General features: G+C 68.8%; 15 protein-coding genes. 8 read left to right on the forward strand and 7 right to left on the reverse strand.

What is annotated here, in order from left to right:
* Nucleotides 1–2: 2 nt before the first annotated feature.
* The 3 genes from ACFVVI_RS31955 to ACFVVI_RS31965 are packed head-to-tail and all read right to left on the reverse strand — an operon-like array spanning nt 3 to nt 2,922.
* Entirely contained in the window at nt 3–812 is an 810-nt protein-coding gene (locus ACFVVI_RS31955; RefSeq protein ID WP_378661481.1) for an ABC transporter ATP-binding protein, read from the reverse strand.
* Entirely contained in the window at nt 812–1,894 is a 1,083-nt protein-coding gene (locus tag ACFVVI_RS31960) for a FecCD family ABC transporter permease (protein WP_379314137.1), read from the reverse strand. The genes ACFVVI_RS31955 and ACFVVI_RS31960 overlap by 1 nt, the downstream gene beginning before the upstream one ends.
* Entirely contained in the window at nt 1,891–2,922 is a 1,032-nt protein-coding gene (locus tag ACFVVI_RS31965; RefSeq protein WP_387448135.1) for a FecCD family ABC transporter permease, read from the reverse strand. The genes ACFVVI_RS31960 and ACFVVI_RS31965 overlap by 4 nt, the downstream gene beginning before the upstream one ends.
* Before the next feature lie 83 nt (nt 2,923–3,005).
* Here ACFVVI_RS31965 and ACFVVI_RS31970 point away from each other — a divergent pair, with 83 nt between their 5' ends.
* The 4 genes from ACFVVI_RS31970 (at nt 3,006) to ppc (ending at nt 7,996) form a co-directional block, all read left to right on the forward strand.
* On the forward strand, nt 3,006–4,073 hold the full coding sequence (locus ACFVVI_RS31970) for an ABC transporter substrate-binding protein (protein ID WP_387448137.1): 1,068 nt from the start codon (nt 3,006–3,008) through the stop codon (nt 4,071–4,073).
* Between the two features lie 40 nt (nt 4,074–4,113).
* Nucleotides 4,114–4,671, forward strand: coding sequence for a sugar O-acetyltransferase (locus ACFVVI_RS31975; RefSeq protein ID WP_387448139.1), 558 nt, complete (start codon nt 4,114–4,116; stop codon nt 4,669–4,671).
* A 64-nt stretch (nt 4,672–4,735) separates the two neighbouring features.
* Nucleotides 4,736–5,158, forward strand: coding sequence for a VOC family protein (locus ACFVVI_RS31980; RefSeq protein WP_378994182.1), 423 nt, complete (start codon nt 4,736–4,738; stop codon nt 5,156–5,158).
* 66 nt (nt 5,159–5,224) lie between these two features.
* A complete protein-coding gene (gene ppc / locus ACFVVI_RS31985; protein WP_387448141.1) occupies nt 5,225–7,996 on the forward strand; it encodes a phosphoenolpyruvate carboxylase in 2,772 nt (923 codons plus the stop codon).
* A 19-nt stretch (nt 7,997–8,015) separates the two neighbouring features.
* On the opposite strand, the gene ACFVVI_RS31990 is transcribed toward ppc, so the two are convergent.
* The 4 genes from ACFVVI_RS31990 to ACFVVI_RS32005 all read right to left on the reverse strand — a co-directional run bounded on the left by ACFVVI_RS31990 (nt 8,016) and on the right by ACFVVI_RS32005 (nt 10,502).
* Nucleotides 8,016–8,183, reverse strand: a complete 168-nt coding sequence (locus ACFVVI_RS31990) for a hypothetical protein (protein ID WP_387448143.1) — start codon at nt 8,181–8,183, stop codon at nt 8,016–8,018.
* Between the two features lie 105 nt (nt 8,184–8,288).
* Nucleotides 8,289–8,696, reverse strand: coding sequence for a RidA family protein (locus ACFVVI_RS31995; RefSeq protein WP_378994188.1), 408 nt, complete (start codon nt 8,694–8,696; stop codon nt 8,289–8,291).
* A gap of 4 nt (nt 8,697–8,700) precedes the next feature.
* Nucleotides 8,701–9,471, reverse strand: a complete 771-nt coding sequence (locus tag ACFVVI_RS32000) for an IclR family transcriptional regulator (protein WP_378994190.1) — start codon at nt 9,469–9,471, stop codon at nt 8,701–8,703.
* Nucleotides 9,468–10,502, reverse strand: coding sequence for a sugar kinase (locus ACFVVI_RS32005; protein ID WP_387448145.1), 1,035 nt, complete (start codon nt 10,500–10,502; stop codon nt 9,468–9,470). The genes ACFVVI_RS32000 and ACFVVI_RS32005 overlap by 4 nt, the downstream gene beginning before the upstream one ends.
* Before the next feature lie 154 nt (nt 10,503–10,656).
* On the opposite strand from ACFVVI_RS32005, the gene ACFVVI_RS32010 reads away from it, so the two are divergent.
* From ACFVVI_RS32010 to ACFVVI_RS32025, 4 genes are read left to right on the forward strand one after another with little or no spacing between them, the layout of a single operon-like run.
* Nucleotides 10,657–11,952 carry an amino acid deaminase gene (locus tag ACFVVI_RS32010; RefSeq protein ID WP_387448147.1) on the forward strand — a complete coding sequence of 432 codons (1,296 nt, stop codon included), beginning with the start codon at nt 10,657–10,659 and terminating at the stop codon, nt 11,950–11,952.
* A gap of 9 nt (nt 11,953–11,961) precedes the next feature.
* Nucleotides 11,962–13,575 carry an amidohydrolase family protein gene (locus tag ACFVVI_RS32015; RefSeq protein ID WP_387448149.1) on the forward strand — a complete coding sequence of 538 codons (1,614 nt, stop codon included), beginning with the start codon at nt 11,962–11,964 and terminating at the stop codon, nt 13,573–13,575.
* A complete protein-coding gene (locus ACFVVI_RS32020) occupies nt 13,572–14,213 on the forward strand; it encodes a bifunctional 4-hydroxy-2-oxoglutarate aldolase/2-dehydro-3-deoxy-phosphogluconate aldolase (protein WP_387448151.1) in 642 nt (213 codons plus the stop codon). The genes ACFVVI_RS32015 and ACFVVI_RS32020 overlap by 4 nt, the downstream gene beginning before the upstream one ends.
* 10 nt (nt 14,214–14,223) lie before the next feature.
* Nucleotides 14,224–15,657, forward strand: a complete 1,434-nt coding sequence (locus tag ACFVVI_RS32025) for a GntP family permease (protein WP_387448153.1) — start codon at nt 14,224–14,226, stop codon at nt 15,655–15,657.
* Nucleotides 15,658–15,698 lie beyond the last annotated feature (41 nt).

Genomic DNA, 15,698 nt, shown 5'->3' on the forward strand with positions numbered 1-15,698 from the left:
GTTCAGGATTCGGTCGAGGCGCCGGCGTCGACGGGGCCGATCGGGACCACCAGCGGAGTGCCGGTGACCGGGTCGTCGATCACCTTGGCGCGCAGTCCGAACACCTGCGCCACCACGTCCTCGGTGAGCACTTCGGCGGGCGTACCCGCGGCAACCACCCGGCCCGCGCGCATCGCGACCAGTCGATGCGCGTACCGCGCGGCGAGATTCAAGTCGTGCAGCACCATCACCACCGTCCGGCCCGCTTCGGCGTGCAGGCGCCGGACCAGGTCGAGAACCTCGATCTGGTGGGCGAGGTCGAGGAAGGTGGTGGGTTCGTCGAGCAGGAGCAGGTCGGTGTTCTGGGCCAGCGCCATCGAGATCCACGCGCGCTGGCGTTGGCCGCCGGACAACTCGTCGAGGGAGCGATCGGCGAACTCGACCATGTCGGTCCAGGTCAGCGCCTCGGTGATGGCGGCTTCGTCGTCGTCGGACCACTGGCGGTACCAGCGCTGGTGCGGGTGCCTGCCGCGGGCGACCAGGTCGGTGACGGTGAGACCCTCCGGAGCCAGCGGGGATTGGGGCAGGATGCCCAGCACGCGTGCCACTTCCTTGGTCGACATGCGGTCGATCCGTTTGCCGTCCAGGTGGACATGACCACCGGCGGGCCGCAGCAGCCGGGCCATCGCGCGCAACAGGGTGGATTTGCCGCACCCGTTGGGCCCGATCACCGCGGTGACGGTGCCACCGGTGATGTCCAGATCCAGACCGTCCACGACGGTTGTCGGCCCGTAGCCGAGGGTCAGCTCGCTGGCCTGCAGCCGAACGGTCATCACACGCCCGCTTTCCCGACGCGATTGCGCCGCATCAACAGATAGATCAGATAGGGCGCGCCGAGGACAGCGGTGATCACCCCGACGGGCAGTTCGCCGGCGGGCAGCAGGGTGCGCGCGACCAGATCGGCGGCGACCGTGAAGGCCGCGCCGAGCACCACCGAGGTGAGCAGCGGTGGTTGTGCCGAACCGGTGAGACGCAGCGCTACCTGCGGCACTGCGAGCGCGATGAAGATGATGGCGCCCGCCGAGGCGGTGGCGACTCCGGCGAGCAACACGGCCAGCACCAGGAGCGTCAGCCGGGCGGCGTTGAGCCGCACGCCGAGTGAGCGGGCGGTGTCGTCGCCGAAATGCAGCGCGCCGAGCAGATGGGTGCCCCCGAGGACGACCGGCACCAGGACGGCCAGGGCGATCGCCACCGGTGTCACCTGGATCCAGCTGCTGCCGTTGAGGCTGCCGGTCAGCCAGGTCACCGCCCGCGTCGCGATATCCACGTCGCCGACGCTGAGGAGCCAGAAGGTCACGCTGGACAGCAGCGAACCGGCGCCGAGACCGACGAGCACGAGCCGATAGCCCTCGATACCGCCGCGCCAGGCCAGGAGGAAAACGCCGAGCGCGGCGAGTAGGCCGCCGAGCATGGACGCGACCGGCACCCCGATCTCGGCGGCGGCGCCGCTGATCTGGCCACGGCTGCCCGACAGCGCGATCACCGCGACCGCGGCCACGCTCGAGCCCGCCGTGACGCCGAGAATATCGGGACTGGACAACGGGTTTCGGGCAATGCCCTGCGTGATCGCGCCGGACAGCGCCAGTGCCGCGCCGACCAGCGCCCCGGTGAGAATCCGCGGCAGCCGCAGATCCCACACCACATAGGCCAGGCCGTCGTCGCCGCCACCGCCGAGCACCGCGAGCACGTCCCACGGCGTGACCGGACCGCCGTCGGGCATCGTGTAGGTGCCCAGCGCCAGCGCGACGCAACTCGCGGCGCCGAGAATCGCGAGCCCGACGACCAGGACCGCCGTCGTGCGCAGTCGCAGTTGCCAGGACACCGGTCCCAGCCGGACCGCCCGGACGGTACTCATATGCTCACCAGCTTTCGGCGGCGGACCAACACGATGAAGAACGGGACGCCGACGAAGGCCAGCATGATGCCCGCCGGAAGTTCGCCCTTGTCCAGCACCAGCCGCCCCGCGATGTCGGCGACCAGCACCATGACCACGCCGAGCAACCCGGCGACCGGGACCAGCCAGCGGTAGTCGGGCCCGGTGATACCGCGGGCCAGGTGCGGGACGACGAGCCCGACGAAGCCGAGCGGTCCCGCGATCGCCACGACCGCGCCGGTGAGCAGCACGATCGAGCCGATACCGACGGCGCGTGCCAGGGAAACGCGATGGCCCAGCGCACGGGCGGTGTCCTCGCCGAGGCTGAGCGCGTTGAGCGCGGAGGTGTTGGCCAGCGCGAGGACGATCCCGACCAGGATGAACGGGGTGGCCTTACCGAGGAGGTCCAGGTTGGATCCGACCAGCGAACCGGCCTTCCAGAAGCGGTAGATGTCGGTGACGTCGGTGTCGAACAGCACCACCGCCGAGATCAGGCCCTGCAGCAGGTAGCTCACGGCGGCGCCCGCCAGGGCGAGGGTCACCGGGGTCGGTCCGCCGCGGCCCGTCGCGCCGATGACGAACACGGTCATGGTGGCGATCAGCGCGCCGGCGAAGCCGAACCACACGTAGCCGAACAGGCTGGAGATGCCGCCGATCATCACCGCCAGGACGATGCCGAGCGCCGCGCCCTGGGTGATGCCGAGCAGCGCGGGGTCGGCGAGAGGGTTTCTGGTGTGACCCTGGATCACCGCGCCCGCGATGCCGAGCGCGAGACCGGCGAGGACCCCCAGCAGCGTGCGTGGCAGGCGCAGACCGTTGACGATGGCGCCGGTCTCGGTGTCGGTCGTGCCGCCGAGTGCGTGCAGAACATCAAGGGGAGCAATGAATTTGGAACCGATGGCCAAACTGAGCAGGACGGTCGCGAACACCGCGGCCAAGAGTCCGGCGATGAGTAGCAACCGGCGAGACCGTGTGTTGGCGAACACGACTCCGGGCGGCGATGCGGGCACTGTCCCTCTTCATAGTTGGTAATTAGGTAAGGCTTCGCTAGGTTAGCAACCCTAAAGAACTCTGAACCACTCGGGAGACCTCGATGAACACCCCACTGAGCCGTCGGCTCGCCGCCGCCGCGGCAGTCGCCGCCGCCGTCCTGAGCCTGTCCGCGTGTGGCCAGGACCGGTCGGCCACCGGCGCCGCGAGCAGCGATTGCGATACCGCGAGCAACCTCGACGGCGGCGCGTACCCGCGCACCATCGAGGCCGGGGCGGTCAAGGACAAGGCGGGCACGAATGTCGGCACGGTCGTCGACCCGGCGACCATCACCACCCGACCGGTTCGGGTCGCGGCGCTGGATCAGACGTTCGTCGACGCCGCCCTGGTGCTGAACACCGAAGTCGTCGCGTACACGACCTACCAGTCCATGGGCGAGAAGCTGCCCGCGTTCCTCGGCGCGGCCGCTCAGACCTGCGGCGGGCGAGCGGTGAACATCGGCAATCTGCAGACCCCCGATATCGAGAAACTGGCCGGCGCCCGGCCGGATCTGATCGTGTCGGCGAAGGTGCGCCACGAGAAGCAATACGAGCAGTTCAAGGGCATCAAGCTCGGTTCGGGCACCGTGCCGGTCGTGTTCAGCCAGACCACCGGCGCCACCTGGAAGGAGAACCTGCTGCTGCTCGCCAAGGCGGTCGACAAGGAGAACCTGGCGCAGGCCAAGCTGGCGGCATACCAGGACCGTGCCACCAAGATCGGGGCGGCGATCAAGGCGAAGAACGGTGGCAACGCGCCGACCGTGTCGCTACTGCGCTTCCTGCCCAAGGAAGACCGGCTGATGCAGCGGGTCAGCTTTGTCGGCGACATCTTCGCCGACGCCGGTCTGAACCAGCTCGACAAGTCCGACGACCCCAAGAACGACTTCTCGATCACCCTCAGCCCTGAGCGGCTCCTCGACGCCGACGCCGACTACGTCTTCCTCACCAGCAACGGCGAGGACGCCGCCGCACAGCGCAAGGCGGCCGCCGAGGCCAACCCGCTGTGGAACCAGCTGCGCGGCAAGGTCACCCCGGTCGACGACCTGGTCTGGCTGACCTCGGTCGGCCTCACCGGCGCCCACGCGGTCCTCGACGACATCGCCAAGACCTTCGAGGTCGACCCGGCCAAGTAGGTCGAACGCGCCGTGTTCGCCCACCCCTACACTCGGCGGGGTGGGCGAACAGAAGCAGCGGATGCTGGCCGGGGAGCTGTACAAGGACAACGATCCGGAACTGGTGGCCGAACGGCAACGGGCACAACGGTTGTGCGACGAGTTCAATCGCACCGGGCCCGACGAGACCGGGCGGCGCACCGAGTTGCTGAGTGATCTCCTCGGCAAGCTGGGGGAGGGTTCGTGGATCATGCCGCGATTCCAGTGTGACTACGGATACCTGATCGAGATCGGGGCGAACAGCTTCCTCAACTACGACGCGATCCTGCTCGACTGCGCGCCGATCACCATCGGCGACGACTGTTCGATCGGGCCGCGCTGTCAGCTGCTCACCGCGCTGCATCCGATGCAGGATCACGAAAAGCGCAGGCAGCGCTGGGAATCGGCGGCGCCGATCCGGATCGGGAACAATGCCTGGTTCGGTGGTGGGGTGATCGTGTGCCCGGGTGTGACCATCGGCGACGACGTGGTGGTCGGCGCGGGCAGCGTGGTGACCCGCGATCTGCCCGACCGGGTGTTCGCGGCGGGCAATCCGGCGCGGGTCATCCGGCAACTCTAGGTTCGCTGGCTACGCTGGAACGCAGGCGCCTGCGCACCGCTGACGCCCGACCCAAGGAGACCGGATGCGCCACGGCGAAGATCTCTCCCTCACCCACGTCATGCTGCTCGTGGGCGACCAGGACCAGGCCCTCACCTTCTATCGGGACCTGATCGGCCTGCAGGTCCGCACCGACATGCCGTTCGGCGACAACACGCGCTGGCTGACGGTCGGCCCGGTCGACCAGAAGAACCTGGAATTCGTGCTCGAGGTCCCGGAGATGGCCCCCGACCCCGCCTACCGGGCGGCCGCGCTCGCGCGCATCGACAGCGGTGCCCAGTCCACCGTCATCTTCGCCACCGACGACATCGACGCCACCTTCACCCGTATCCGCGACGCCGGGGCCGAAGTCGCCCAGGAGATCGTGAACCAGCAATACGGCCGCGACTGCGCGTTCCGTGACCCGTGGGGCAATCAGATCCGCTTCACCGCTCGCCACCACGGCTGAGCGCGACATGCGGTGCGGGTGCGGCGTCGGGTCGCGCCCGCGGCCCGGCGGCAATACTGTTCGACCATGGGCGAATCGCGAATCGAGATGGAACCCGAAGCTACCCGGCCGCTGCGCGAGGACATCCGCTTCCTCGGCGGCATCCTGGGCGACACCATCCGCGACCACGAAGGTCCCGAGGTGTTCGATCTGATCGAGCGCGTCCGCATCGAGGCGTTCCGGGTGCGCCGCGAGGAGGTCGAGCGCAGCGCCGTCGCCGACATGCTCGACGGCACCCCCACCGAGGTCGCGATCCCGCTGATCCGGGCGTTCAGCTACTTCGTGCTGCTGGCCAACCTGGCCGAGGACATCCAGCGTGATCGACGCCGCGCCGTGCACGTGGCGGCGGGCGAACCACCCCAGGACTCCTCCCTGGCCGCCACCTACGACAAACTCGACGCGGCCGGCCTGGACGGCACCGTGGTGGCCGACCTGCTCACCGACGCGCTCGTCTCCCCGGTGATCACGGCGCATCCGACCGAAACCCGCAGGCGCACCGTCTTCGACGTGCAGTCCAAGATCACCGAGCTGATGCGCCTGCGCCGGCGCCTCGAACCCGGCGAGCCCGGCCTCGACGAATCCGAACAGCGGATCCGCCGCGAAGTGCTCACCCTGTGGCGCACGGCGCTGATCCGGTTGGCGCGCTTGCGGATCCAGGACGAGATCTCCGTCGGTCTGCGCTACTACGATCTGACCCTCTACGACGTGATCCCCGCGATCAACGCGCAGGTGCGCGCGGCGCTGCGGACGCGCTGGCCCGCCGAAGACCTCCTGCCGCGCCCGATCCTGCGCCCCGGCTCGTGGATCGGCGGCGACCGTGACGGAAACCCGTTCGTGACAGCCGAAGTCGTGCACACCGCCGCCGAGCAGGCCGCCGCCTACGCCTTCGGCCGCTACCTGGACGAGCTGGTCGAACTCGAGAAGACCCTGTCGCAATCGGCCCGCCTGGTGCAGGTGACACCCCGGGTCGCAGAACTCGCGGCAGCGGGTTACCCCGACCCCGGCCTGTTCGCCGACGAGCCGTATCGCCGTGCGCTGCACGCGATTCGGGCCCGGCTCAGTGCCACTGCCGAGCTCGCGCTCGGTGAACTGCCCGAACACGGCCTCGACACCGGCGCCGCGCCGTATCCGACGCCGCAATCGGTCCTCGACGACCTCGACGCGATCGACGAGTCCATGCGCGCCAGCGGCGACGGACTGCTCGCCGACGACCGTCTCGCCGCGCTGCGCCACGCCATCGAGACCTTCGGTTTCCACCTGCAGGGCCTGGACATGCGCCAGAACTCCGAGGTCCACGAGCAGGTGGTCACCGAACTGCTGGCGTGGTCGGGCGTGCATCCCGACTATCCGAGCCTGTCCGAAGCCCAGCGGGTGGAGCTGCTCGCCGCGGAATTGCGCACGCGCCGACCACTTCTCGGGCCGAACGCGCAGCTGAGCGAACTCGCCGCCAAGGAACTCGGGGTTCTGGGCGCCGCCAAGGAGGTCATCGATACCTTCGGTGCCGCCGCCGTCCCGAACTACATCATCAGCATGTGCACCTCGGTCAGTGACATGCTCGAAGCGGCGTTGCTGCTGAAGGAATCCGGCATTCTCGATCCGGGCACCGCCGACACCGCGCCGAGCTGTCCCGTCGGCATCGTTCCGCTGTTCGAAACCATCGAGGACCTCAGCGCCGGTGCGTCGACGCTGGCCGCGGTGCTGGAGGTTCCGGTCTATCGCGAGCTGGTCGAGGCGGCGGGCATGCGCCAGGAAGTGATGCTCGGCTACTCCGATTCCAACAAGGACGGCGGATATCTCGCCGCGAACTGGGCGCTCTACCGCGCGGAACTGGACCTGGTGGAGGTGGCCAGGAAGTCGGGTATCCGGTTGCGGCTGTTCCACGGTCGTGGCGGCACCGTCGGTCGCGGCGGTGGCCGCAGCTACGACGCCATCCTGGCGCAGCCCGCGGGCGCGGTGCGGGGTTCGCTGCGACTGACCGAACAGGGTGAGGTGATCGCCGCGAAATACTCCGAATCCGGTGCGGCACACCGCAATTTGGAGTCGCTGATCGCGGGCACCCTGGAGTCGACGCTACTGGACGTGGAAGGTCTCGGCGACGACGCCGAACCGGCCTACGAACTCCTCGACGACCTCGCCGCCCGCGCTCGCGCCGCCTACGCGAACCTGGTGCACGACACCCCCGGCTTCGTCGAGTACTTCCGCGAATCCACCCCGGTCGCCGAGGTCGGCGACCTCAATATCGGCAGCCGCCCCGCCTCCCGTAAACCCACCAATTCGGTCTCGGACCTGCGCGCGATCCCCTGGGTGATGGCCTGGAGCCAGGCCAGGGTCATGCTGCCCGGCTGGTACGGCACCGGTACCGCGCTCGAAGACTGGGTCGGCGACGATCCGGCCCGCCTCGCGCGTCTCACCGACCTCTATCAGCGGTGGCCGTTCTTCAATACCGTGCTGTCGAACCTGGCCCAGGTGATGGCCAAGAGCGACCTCGACATCGCCGCCCGCTACGCCGAGCTCGTCACCGACGAAACACTGCGCGCGAAGATCTTCGCCATGATCGCCGACGAACACGCCCGCACCGTCCGCATGTACCTCGCGGTCACCGGCCACGCCGAACTCCTCAGCGACAACCCGTCGCTGGCCGAGTCGATCCACAACCGCTTCCCCTACCTGGAGCCGCTGAACCAGCTCCAGGTCGACCTGCTGGCCCGGCTGCGCGGCGGGGACGATTCCGAACTGGTGAAGCGGGGCATCCTGCTCACCATGAACGGCCTGGCCACCGCGCTGCGCAACTCGGGGTAGCGGCAACTCGGGTGAGCGGCTACAGGCAGACGCTGATGGTGAAGGGCCCGACCGGGATGCCGGTGCAGATCGACACCGAGCCGACGACCGGCTGTGCGGGGGCGGCCGATGCGGTTGCGGCGCCGATCCCGGTCATGGACAGGGCGAGGGCGGCGACGGCGAGCGGGCGGGCGATCTTGGCGAACATAGGCTGATCCTCGGGTAGAACGGGGTGAACACCCCCGTGCGGGGGCGACCCCATCTCAACACGATGCGCCGACGGCGTCCACGACATGGCGGGATTCGCGGTGGCTCAGCCGGTTACGACGGCGATCGCGTCGATCTCGACCAGCATCTCCGCGCGCGGCAGGCCGGTGAAAACGGTGGTGCGCGAGGGCAGCACGCCGTTGCTGGTGTGTTTTGTGACGAACTCGCCGTATGCCTCGTTCATGATCGCGAAGTCCTCGCGCTTGGTGAGGTAGACACGCAGCATCATCACATCGTCGAAGGTGGCGCCGGACGCGTCGATGATCGCCTTGACGTTCATCAGGGTGCGCGTGGTCTGGGCGGCGACATCGCCCTGATGCAGGTACTCGTTGGTCTCGGGGTCCACGGGTCCCTGGCCGGACACCTGGACGAACGGGCCCTTGCGTACACCCTGGGAGAAGGTGTGGGCGGGCGCCGGGGCGTCGGAGGTGCGCACGGCGGTCTTGTCGGACATGGGTTCAGCCTTTCCTCGCGGTGACGTCTCGGCGGGGGTCCCAGCCGAGTTCGGTGGAGATGGCGTCGGCCGTCGCCCTGAGCTGCGGCAACAGTGCCAGCACTTGGTCATGGTCGAGCAGCACGTCGGGAACGGAGACCGACACGGCGGCGACGACGGCACCGATGCCGTCGCGGACGCCGACGCCGATGCAGTTGACGAAGCTCTCGTGTTCTTCGTGGTCCTCGGCGAAGCCCTGCGCGGCAACGAGTTTCAATTCGGTCAGGTACTGCTCGGGGGTGCGCAGGGTACGGGTGGTGAAGGGGTGGTAGTCCAATCGGGCTGCCACTGCCGCCCATTCGCTGCGTGGCAGCGCGGCGACGAGCACCTTGCCGACCGCGGTGCAGTGCAGGGGCGCGGGCCTGCCGATCCGCGAGTACATCCGCACCGCCTGCTCGGCGTCGACCTTGTCGATGTAGACGGCGTCGCCCGATTCGTAGGCGGCCAGGTGTACGGTCTGCCCGGTGGCCGCGCCCAGCGCACTCAGATGCCGGCGGGCTACGGTGCGCACGTCACGGTTCTCCAGTGCGCGACTGGCCAATTCGAACATGCGGGTGCCGAGCGAGTAGCGGTGCGCGTTGTCGCGCACGACGAACCGATCGGCCTGCATGGTCTGCAGTATGCGCAGCACTGTCGACTTGTGGACGCCGAGCCGGACAGCCAACTCGTCGAGGGACTGCGAGTTCTCGCCGAGGGCGATGAGAATGGACAGGGCCCGCGACACGCTTTGACTCATACGCTGATCGTTTCATCCAGTGCCGCCGGATAGCGCAGCGTGGCCCAGATATCGTCAGGAAGCAGCGCCAGGCGCTGAATATCTTGGGGCGGTGGCAGTTTCGCCGAATCGCCGGTCGCGGTCAGCGCTGCCGCCGCGCACAGATGGCCGTATCGAAGGCGGGTGCGCAGGTCGGCGCCGTGTAGCAGTGCGGCGAGATAACCGCCGGCGAAGGCGTCGCCGGCGCCGATGCGCTCGGTGATCTCCAGTGTCAACGCGGGCACCTCGATGGAGGAGTCGCCGTCGAATCCCGTGACGGTGTGCTTGTCGTTCTTGACGATCAGCTGGGCGGGTTCGGGAAACAACGCGCGCAGGGCGGCCGGTTCGCCGGTGCCGAAGATCTCCTCGGCCTCGTCGGCGCCGAGGAACGCCACATCGGCGCCGCGAAGATACGCGGCGAGTTCGTCGGTGGCCTCGTCGACGCGCGAACCCCACACTGCCGGACGGTAATTCAGGTCGAAGCTGACCAGCGCACGACGGGGCCTGGCGAGCAGCGCGCGGGTGAGTTCGGTCGCCGATTCCGACAGCGCCGGGGTGATGCCGGTGAAGTGCACGAGATCGGCGCCCTCGAGCAACTCCGCCCGGTCCGTGAGATCGGCGGGCGACAGTGCGCTGGCAGCCGAACCCGTGCGGTAGTAGTGCATGCGGCTGGCATCGGCGTCCAGATCGTTGGCCAGGCCGGAGCCCGCACCACGTTCCTTGACGTACAGGCCGGTGGGCCGCATCGGGTCGACCGCGACCGCCGCGACATCCACGCCCTGCGCACTGAGCTCGGCGACCAGATATCGCCCGAATCCGTCGTCGCCGACCCGCGACAGCCAGGCCGCCGACACGTCGAGCTGGGCGAGCACCACGGCCACATTGGCCTCCGCGCCGCCCGCGCCCCGATCGAACCGCGCGGACAGTTCCAGGGGGCCCGCGCCCGCGATCAGCACGGCCAGCCCCTCGCCGACAGTGACCGCCCTGGGCGGAGTGGATGTTGCCTGGGTCACCTTGTTCGCCCTTTCGTGCTTGCGGTCACTGCCTTCGAGATGCACAATAACGAGCAGAAACATTCAGCGCAACCACCGTTGCATAATGTGCAATGTTTGTTCGATATGACTGATCGAGCCGCCATCCCGGGCTCGGTCGACAGAAAGGGATGCTGTGATCATCGACAACGACGTCGTGGACGCCCTCGCCGACGAGTTGCTCGGACCCCACGACAAGAGCGCGCCGCCCGCGGCGTGGGGCAGCGCCGTGCGCGAATATCTCGCCGGCGCACCGCGACTCGACCAGTGGCAGACGCCGTTGCTCACCCTCGACCGCGGCAGGCTCGACGCGAACCGCGACCTCATGGCCGAGTGGACCGCCACGGCGGGCGTGGCGCTCGCCCCGCACGGCAAGACGACGATGGCGCCGCAGTTGTGGCGCGAGCAGCTCGTGGCCGGGTCGTGGGGGATCACCGTGGCCACCGCGTGGCAGGCGCAGCTCGCGCGCTCGTTCGGTGTCGGCCGGATCATGCTCGCCAATACCCTGCTCGACCCGGTCGGGTTGGCCTGGGCCGCAGCGGAATCCGCACGCGAGGCAGATTTCGAGTTGTACTGCTGGGCCGACGGCGTCGCCACCGTCGAACTGATGGACAAGATCCTGCGCGAGACCGCTGCGGGTTCGCGGGTGCGCGTGCTGGTCGAGCTGGGGGGACCGCACGGCCGCACCGGAGCCCGCACCCGGGCCCAGGCGCACGCGGTCGCCGCCGCCATCGGTGCGAGCGAGCGGCTGAGCCTGGCCGGAGTCGCGGGCTACGAGGGCGCGCTGGCTCACGATCGCAGCGTCGAGGGTGTCGCGGCGGTGCGCGGCTATTTGCGCGAACTGGCCGCGCTGCACACTGAACTCGTTGCGGCAGGAGCCTATTCGGGCCCGGCGGTGGTTACCGCGGGCGGCAGCGCCTACCCCGAGCTCGTGGTCGAGGAACTCGCCGGACTGGCCGACCCCGAGGGTGTGCGCGGTGTGCCGACCACAGTGGTTCTGCGCAGTGGCGCTTACGTTGTCCACGACGACGGCTTCTACGCGGGAATCTCCCCGCTCGCCGCGCCCGCGAAGGGGCCCGGCCTCCGGTCCGCCATGCACGGCTGGGCCAGGGTGGTCTCGCGGCCCGAACCGGAGCTGGCCTTGCTCGACGGCGGCAAACGCGATTTCCCCTTCGACGAGGGTCTGCCGGTGCCCCAACTGGTGGTCGGCGGCACTCTTCCACCGAACGCGGTGGTCACCGCGCTCAACGATCAGCACACCTTCCTGCGGTTGCCCGGCGCCGACGCGGCTGATCTCCCGGTCGGCTCCGTCGTGCGCCTGGGTCTCTCACACCCGTGCACCGCATTCGACAAGTGGCGCCTGATCCCGGTGATCGACAGCGTCGACGCGCCCGATCCGCGCGTGATCGATCTGATCCGCACCTACTTCTGACGGATGACCATGACGCACCTGCTCTTTCGTGACATCGACATCGTCGACGGCACCGGCGCCCCACGCACCAGGGGCGATGTGCTGGTCCGCGACGGCCGCATCGCCGACATCGCGCCACCCGGCACCGTCGACTCCGGTGCGACAGTCGTTCCGGTGCAGCCTGGTTCGGTTCTCGCGCCCGGATTCATCGACATGCACGCGCATTCGGACCTCTACCTGCTCACCCATCCCGATCACTTCCCGAAGATCACCCAGGGCGTCACCACCGAGGTGATCGGCCAGGACGGGCTGTCCTACGCGCCGATCGACGATGCCGCACTCGCGGTGGTACGCAAGCAGATCGCGGGCTGGAACGGTAACCCGGGGGACTTCGACTTCAGCTGGCGCACCGTCGCGCAATACCTGGACCGCCTCGATCAGGGCATCACGCCCAACGCCGCCTACCTCGTCCCCCAGGGCACGCTGCGCATGCTCGTGGTCGGCAGCGAGCAGCGGGTCGCCACCGCCGCCGAGATCGACCGGATGTGCGCGCTGTTGGCCGAGGGGTTCGACCAGGGCGCGGTCGGCATGTCCAGCGGTCTCACCTACACGCCCGGAATGTATGCCGACACCGGCGAACTCGCCGCGTTGTGCTCGGTGGTCGCGTCCTACGGCGGCTTCTACGCACCGCATACCCGCTCCTACGGCGCGGGCGCGCTCGAGGCCTACGCGGAGATGATCGGCCTGGCGACAGCGACCGGCTGCGCGCTGCACCTGACCCACGCCACCATGAACTTCGGCGTGAACCGCGGCCGCGCACCGGAATTCCTCGCGATGCTCGCCGCGGCTCGCGCCGACGGCTGCGACATCACCCTCGACACCTACCCCTATCTGCCCGGCTCGACCACCCTGTCCGCACTGCTGCCCAGCTGGGCGATGTCGGGCGGTCCCGACGCCGCACTCGCTCGGCTCGACGATCCGGCCGAGCGCGCCAGGATCACCGAAGATGTCGACGTCAACGGCTCCGACGGCTGCCACGGCGTCACCGTCGAATGGGAGACCATCCAGATCAGCGGCGTCGGCGACGACGCGCTCGCGGACACGGTGGGCCGCACCGTCGCCGAGCTCGCGACCGAGTGCGGCACCGCCCCGGCGGAGGTGTTCTTCGACCTGCTGCGCCGCGACCAGCTCGCCACGACGATCCTGCAGCACGTCGGCCACGAGGAGAACGTGCGCGCCATCATGGTCGACCCCGGCCACATGGGCGGCAGCGACGGCCTGCTCGTCGGCGCGCGACCGCACCCGCGCGCCTGGGGCACCTTCCCGCGCTATCTGTCGCGCTATGTCCGGGAACTGGGTGTGCTCGATCTCGAGGACTGCGTGCATCACCTCACCGGCCGCCCGGCCGCCCGGCTCCGCCTGGCCGAACGCGGCCTCGTCCGGCCCGGTTATGCCGCCGACCTGGTCGTCTTCGATCCGGCGACGATCCACGACACGGCGACATTCGAGCATCCCCAGCAGCAGGCCCGTGGCATCCAGCACGTACTGGTCAACGGTGAATTCGCGCTGGAGAACGGCACCGCGACCGGCGTGCGTGCCGGTCGCTCCCTGCGCCTGGACCCCACGAAGGAGGAAACCCGATGAACCCGTTGCTGAGCTCGTCGTCGGAGGCCATGGACGTGATCCGCGCGGATCGTGCCCTCACCGTGGTCCGCGCCCCCGATATCCCAGACCCGGCCGCGCTGGCCGAAGCGCTCGCCGGCGCCGGTATTCGCGCGGTCGAACTGACCTTCACCACTCTCGGTGTGCTCGACGCGATCAGCAAGGCGAGCGCGGTCACCGACGCCGTGATCGGGGTCGGCACCGTCACCACCCGTGCGCAGGCCGAAGCGGCCATCGAGGTCGGCGCCCGCTTCCTGGTGACGCCCGCGCTGCGCCCCGAGGTCGCCGAAGTGGCAGCGGCACACACGATTCCGGTGATCATGGGCGCGTTCACGCCGTCGGAGGTGCTCGCCGCGGCGGAGCTGGGGGCGGCGGCGGTGAAGATCTTCCCGGCTCGCGCGCTCGGCCCGCAGTACTTCAAGGATCTGCTCGGGCCGTTCCCGCACATGTTCCTGATCCCCTCCGGCGGCGTCAATTCCCACAACGCCCGCGATTTCCTCCGAGCGGGCGCGATCGCCGTCACCGCGGGCACCGAAGTGGTCGCCCCGGCCGACGTCGAGGCCGCGCGCTGGTCCCACATCGGCTCCAAAGCCGCGCATTTCGTTCATTCGCTGGATTGAGAGGTTTTCCATGGGCGCCACCATCGACTGGTTGCGCACCACCACCCCCGGGTTGCTGGTGCTGTGCGGTCTCGCGATCGCTGTCCTGCTCATCGCCATCATCAAGGTCAAACTGGAGCCGTTCGTCGCGCTGCTGCTGACCGGACTCCTGCTGGCGCTGGCCGCCGGGCTGCCGATCTCCCAGATCGTCGGCACACCGCTGAAAGCCGGTGAATCACTGCTGGAAACAGGCTTCGGTGGCATCCTCGGTCACATCGCGGTGATCATCGGTCTGGGAACCGTGCTCGGCGCGATCCTCGAAAGATCCGGTGGTGCCGATGTTCTCACCGACAAACTGCTGAAGATGTTCGGCGAGAAGGGCGCTCCGGTCGCGATGGGCCTGCTCGGGCTCATCTTCGGCATCCCGGTGTTCTTCGACATCGGCATCTTTGTGCTCGCGCCACTGGTCTATGTCGCGGCCAAGCGCGGCGGGCGCTCGCTGGTCCTCTACGCCATGCCGATGCTCGCCGGTCTGTCGATGACGCACGCTTTCCTGCCGCCGCACCCCGGCCCCGTCGCGCTCGGTGGGCTGCTCGGGGTGAGTCTGGGCTGGCTGATTCTCATGGGCTTCGTCTGTGGCATTCCGGGTTTCATCGCCGCGGGCATCGTGTGGGGCAGCTATATCGGTAAGCGCGTGCAGGTGTCGGTGCCCGAGGAGTTCGTTCCGTTGGAGCCCGAGCCCGAGCCCGAGCAGGCCGACGGTTCGGGTGGGACCGCGGTGCTCACGAAATCGCCGCCCTCGGTCGCGCTGATCGGCGGCATCATCGCGATCCCGCTGGTCTTGATCCTGGGCGCCACATTCGGCTACCAGCTGCTGGACAAGGATTCGACGCTGCTGCAGGTGCTCACCTTCTTCGGCACCCCGGCGGTCGCGCTGCTCATCACCGTGCTCGTCGCGTTCTACCTCCTCGGGATCCGGCGCGGCTCGACGGTGCAGGAACTGAGCACCATCACCGCCGAGTCGCTCAAGCCGGTCGCCATGGTGTTGCTGGTGGTCGGCGCAGGCGCCTTCTTCGGCAAGGTCATCTCGGCCACCGGCATCGGCACGGCCCTGGCCGACACGATGTCGGCGGCGGGACTGCCGATCATCGTGCTCGCCTACCTGATCAGCTGCGGACTGCGCATCGCCCAGGGATCGGCCACGGTCGCCATCGTCACCACCGGCGGCATCGTCGCGCCGCTGGTGGCCGAGCAGGGCTACTCGCAGATGTCGATCGCGCTGATCGCCATGGCGATCGCGGCGGGCTCGATCATCCTCAGCCACGTCAACGACGGCGGCTTCTGGATCATCGCGAAGTACTTCAACATGACGGTGAAGCAGACACTGCAGACCTGGACGGTTCTCGAAACCATTCTGTCGGTGGTCAGTTTCGCGGTCGCGGCCCTGTTGTTCTCGATCGTCTGACACCTACCGCGAAGCCGGGCTGTCCCCACGGGGCAGCCCGG

This window comes from Nocardia sp. NPDC058114, from assembly GCF_042884695.1.
GTDB lineage: Bacteria > Actinomycetota > Actinomycetes > Mycobacteriales > Mycobacteriaceae > Nocardia.

Bases quoted from the DNA above. Each gene is read 5' to 3' on its own strand.
- ACFVVI_RS32015 (WP_387448149.1), top strand. From the start codon at position 11,962: ATGACGCACCTGCTCTTTCGTGACATCGACATCGTCGACGGCACCGGC.
- ACFVVI_RS32025 (WP_387448153.1), top strand. From the start codon at position 14,224: ATGGGCGCCACCATCGACTGGTTGCGCACCACCACCCCCGGGTTGCTG.
- ACFVVI_RS31990 (WP_387448143.1), bottom strand. From the start codon at position 8,183: ATGTTCGCCAAGATCGCCCGCCCGCTCGCCGTCGCCGCCCTCGCCCTG.
- ACFVVI_RS31995 (WP_378994188.1), bottom strand. From the start codon at position 8,696: ATGTCCGACAAGACCGCCGTGCGCACCTCCGACGCCCCGGCGCCCGCC.
- ACFVVI_RS32000 (WP_378994190.1), bottom strand. From the start codon at position 9,471: ATGAGTCAAAGCGTGTCGCGGGCCCTGTCCATTCTCATCGCCCTCGGC.
- ACFVVI_RS31980 (WP_378994182.1), top strand. From the start codon at position 4,736: ATGCGCCACGGCGAAGATCTCTCCCTCACCCACGTCATGCTGCTCGTG.
- ppc (WP_387448141.1), top strand. From the start codon at position 5,225: ATGGGCGAATCGCGAATCGAGATGGAACCCGAAGCTACCCGGCCGCTG.
- ACFVVI_RS31970 (WP_387448137.1), top strand. From the start codon at position 3,006: ATGAACACCCCACTGAGCCGTCGGCTCGCCGCCGCCGCGGCAGTCGCC.
- ACFVVI_RS31955 (WP_378661481.1), bottom strand. From the start codon at position 812: ATGACCGTTCGGCTGCAGGCCAGCGAGCTGACCCTCGGCTACGGGCCG.
- ACFVVI_RS31960 (WP_379314137.1), bottom strand. From the start codon at position 1,894: ATGAGTACCGTCCGGGCGGTCCGGCTGGGACCGGTGTCCTGGCAACTG.
- ACFVVI_RS32020 (WP_387448151.1), top strand. From the start codon at position 13,572: ATGAACCCGTTGCTGAGCTCGTCGTCGGAGGCCATGGACGTGATCCGC.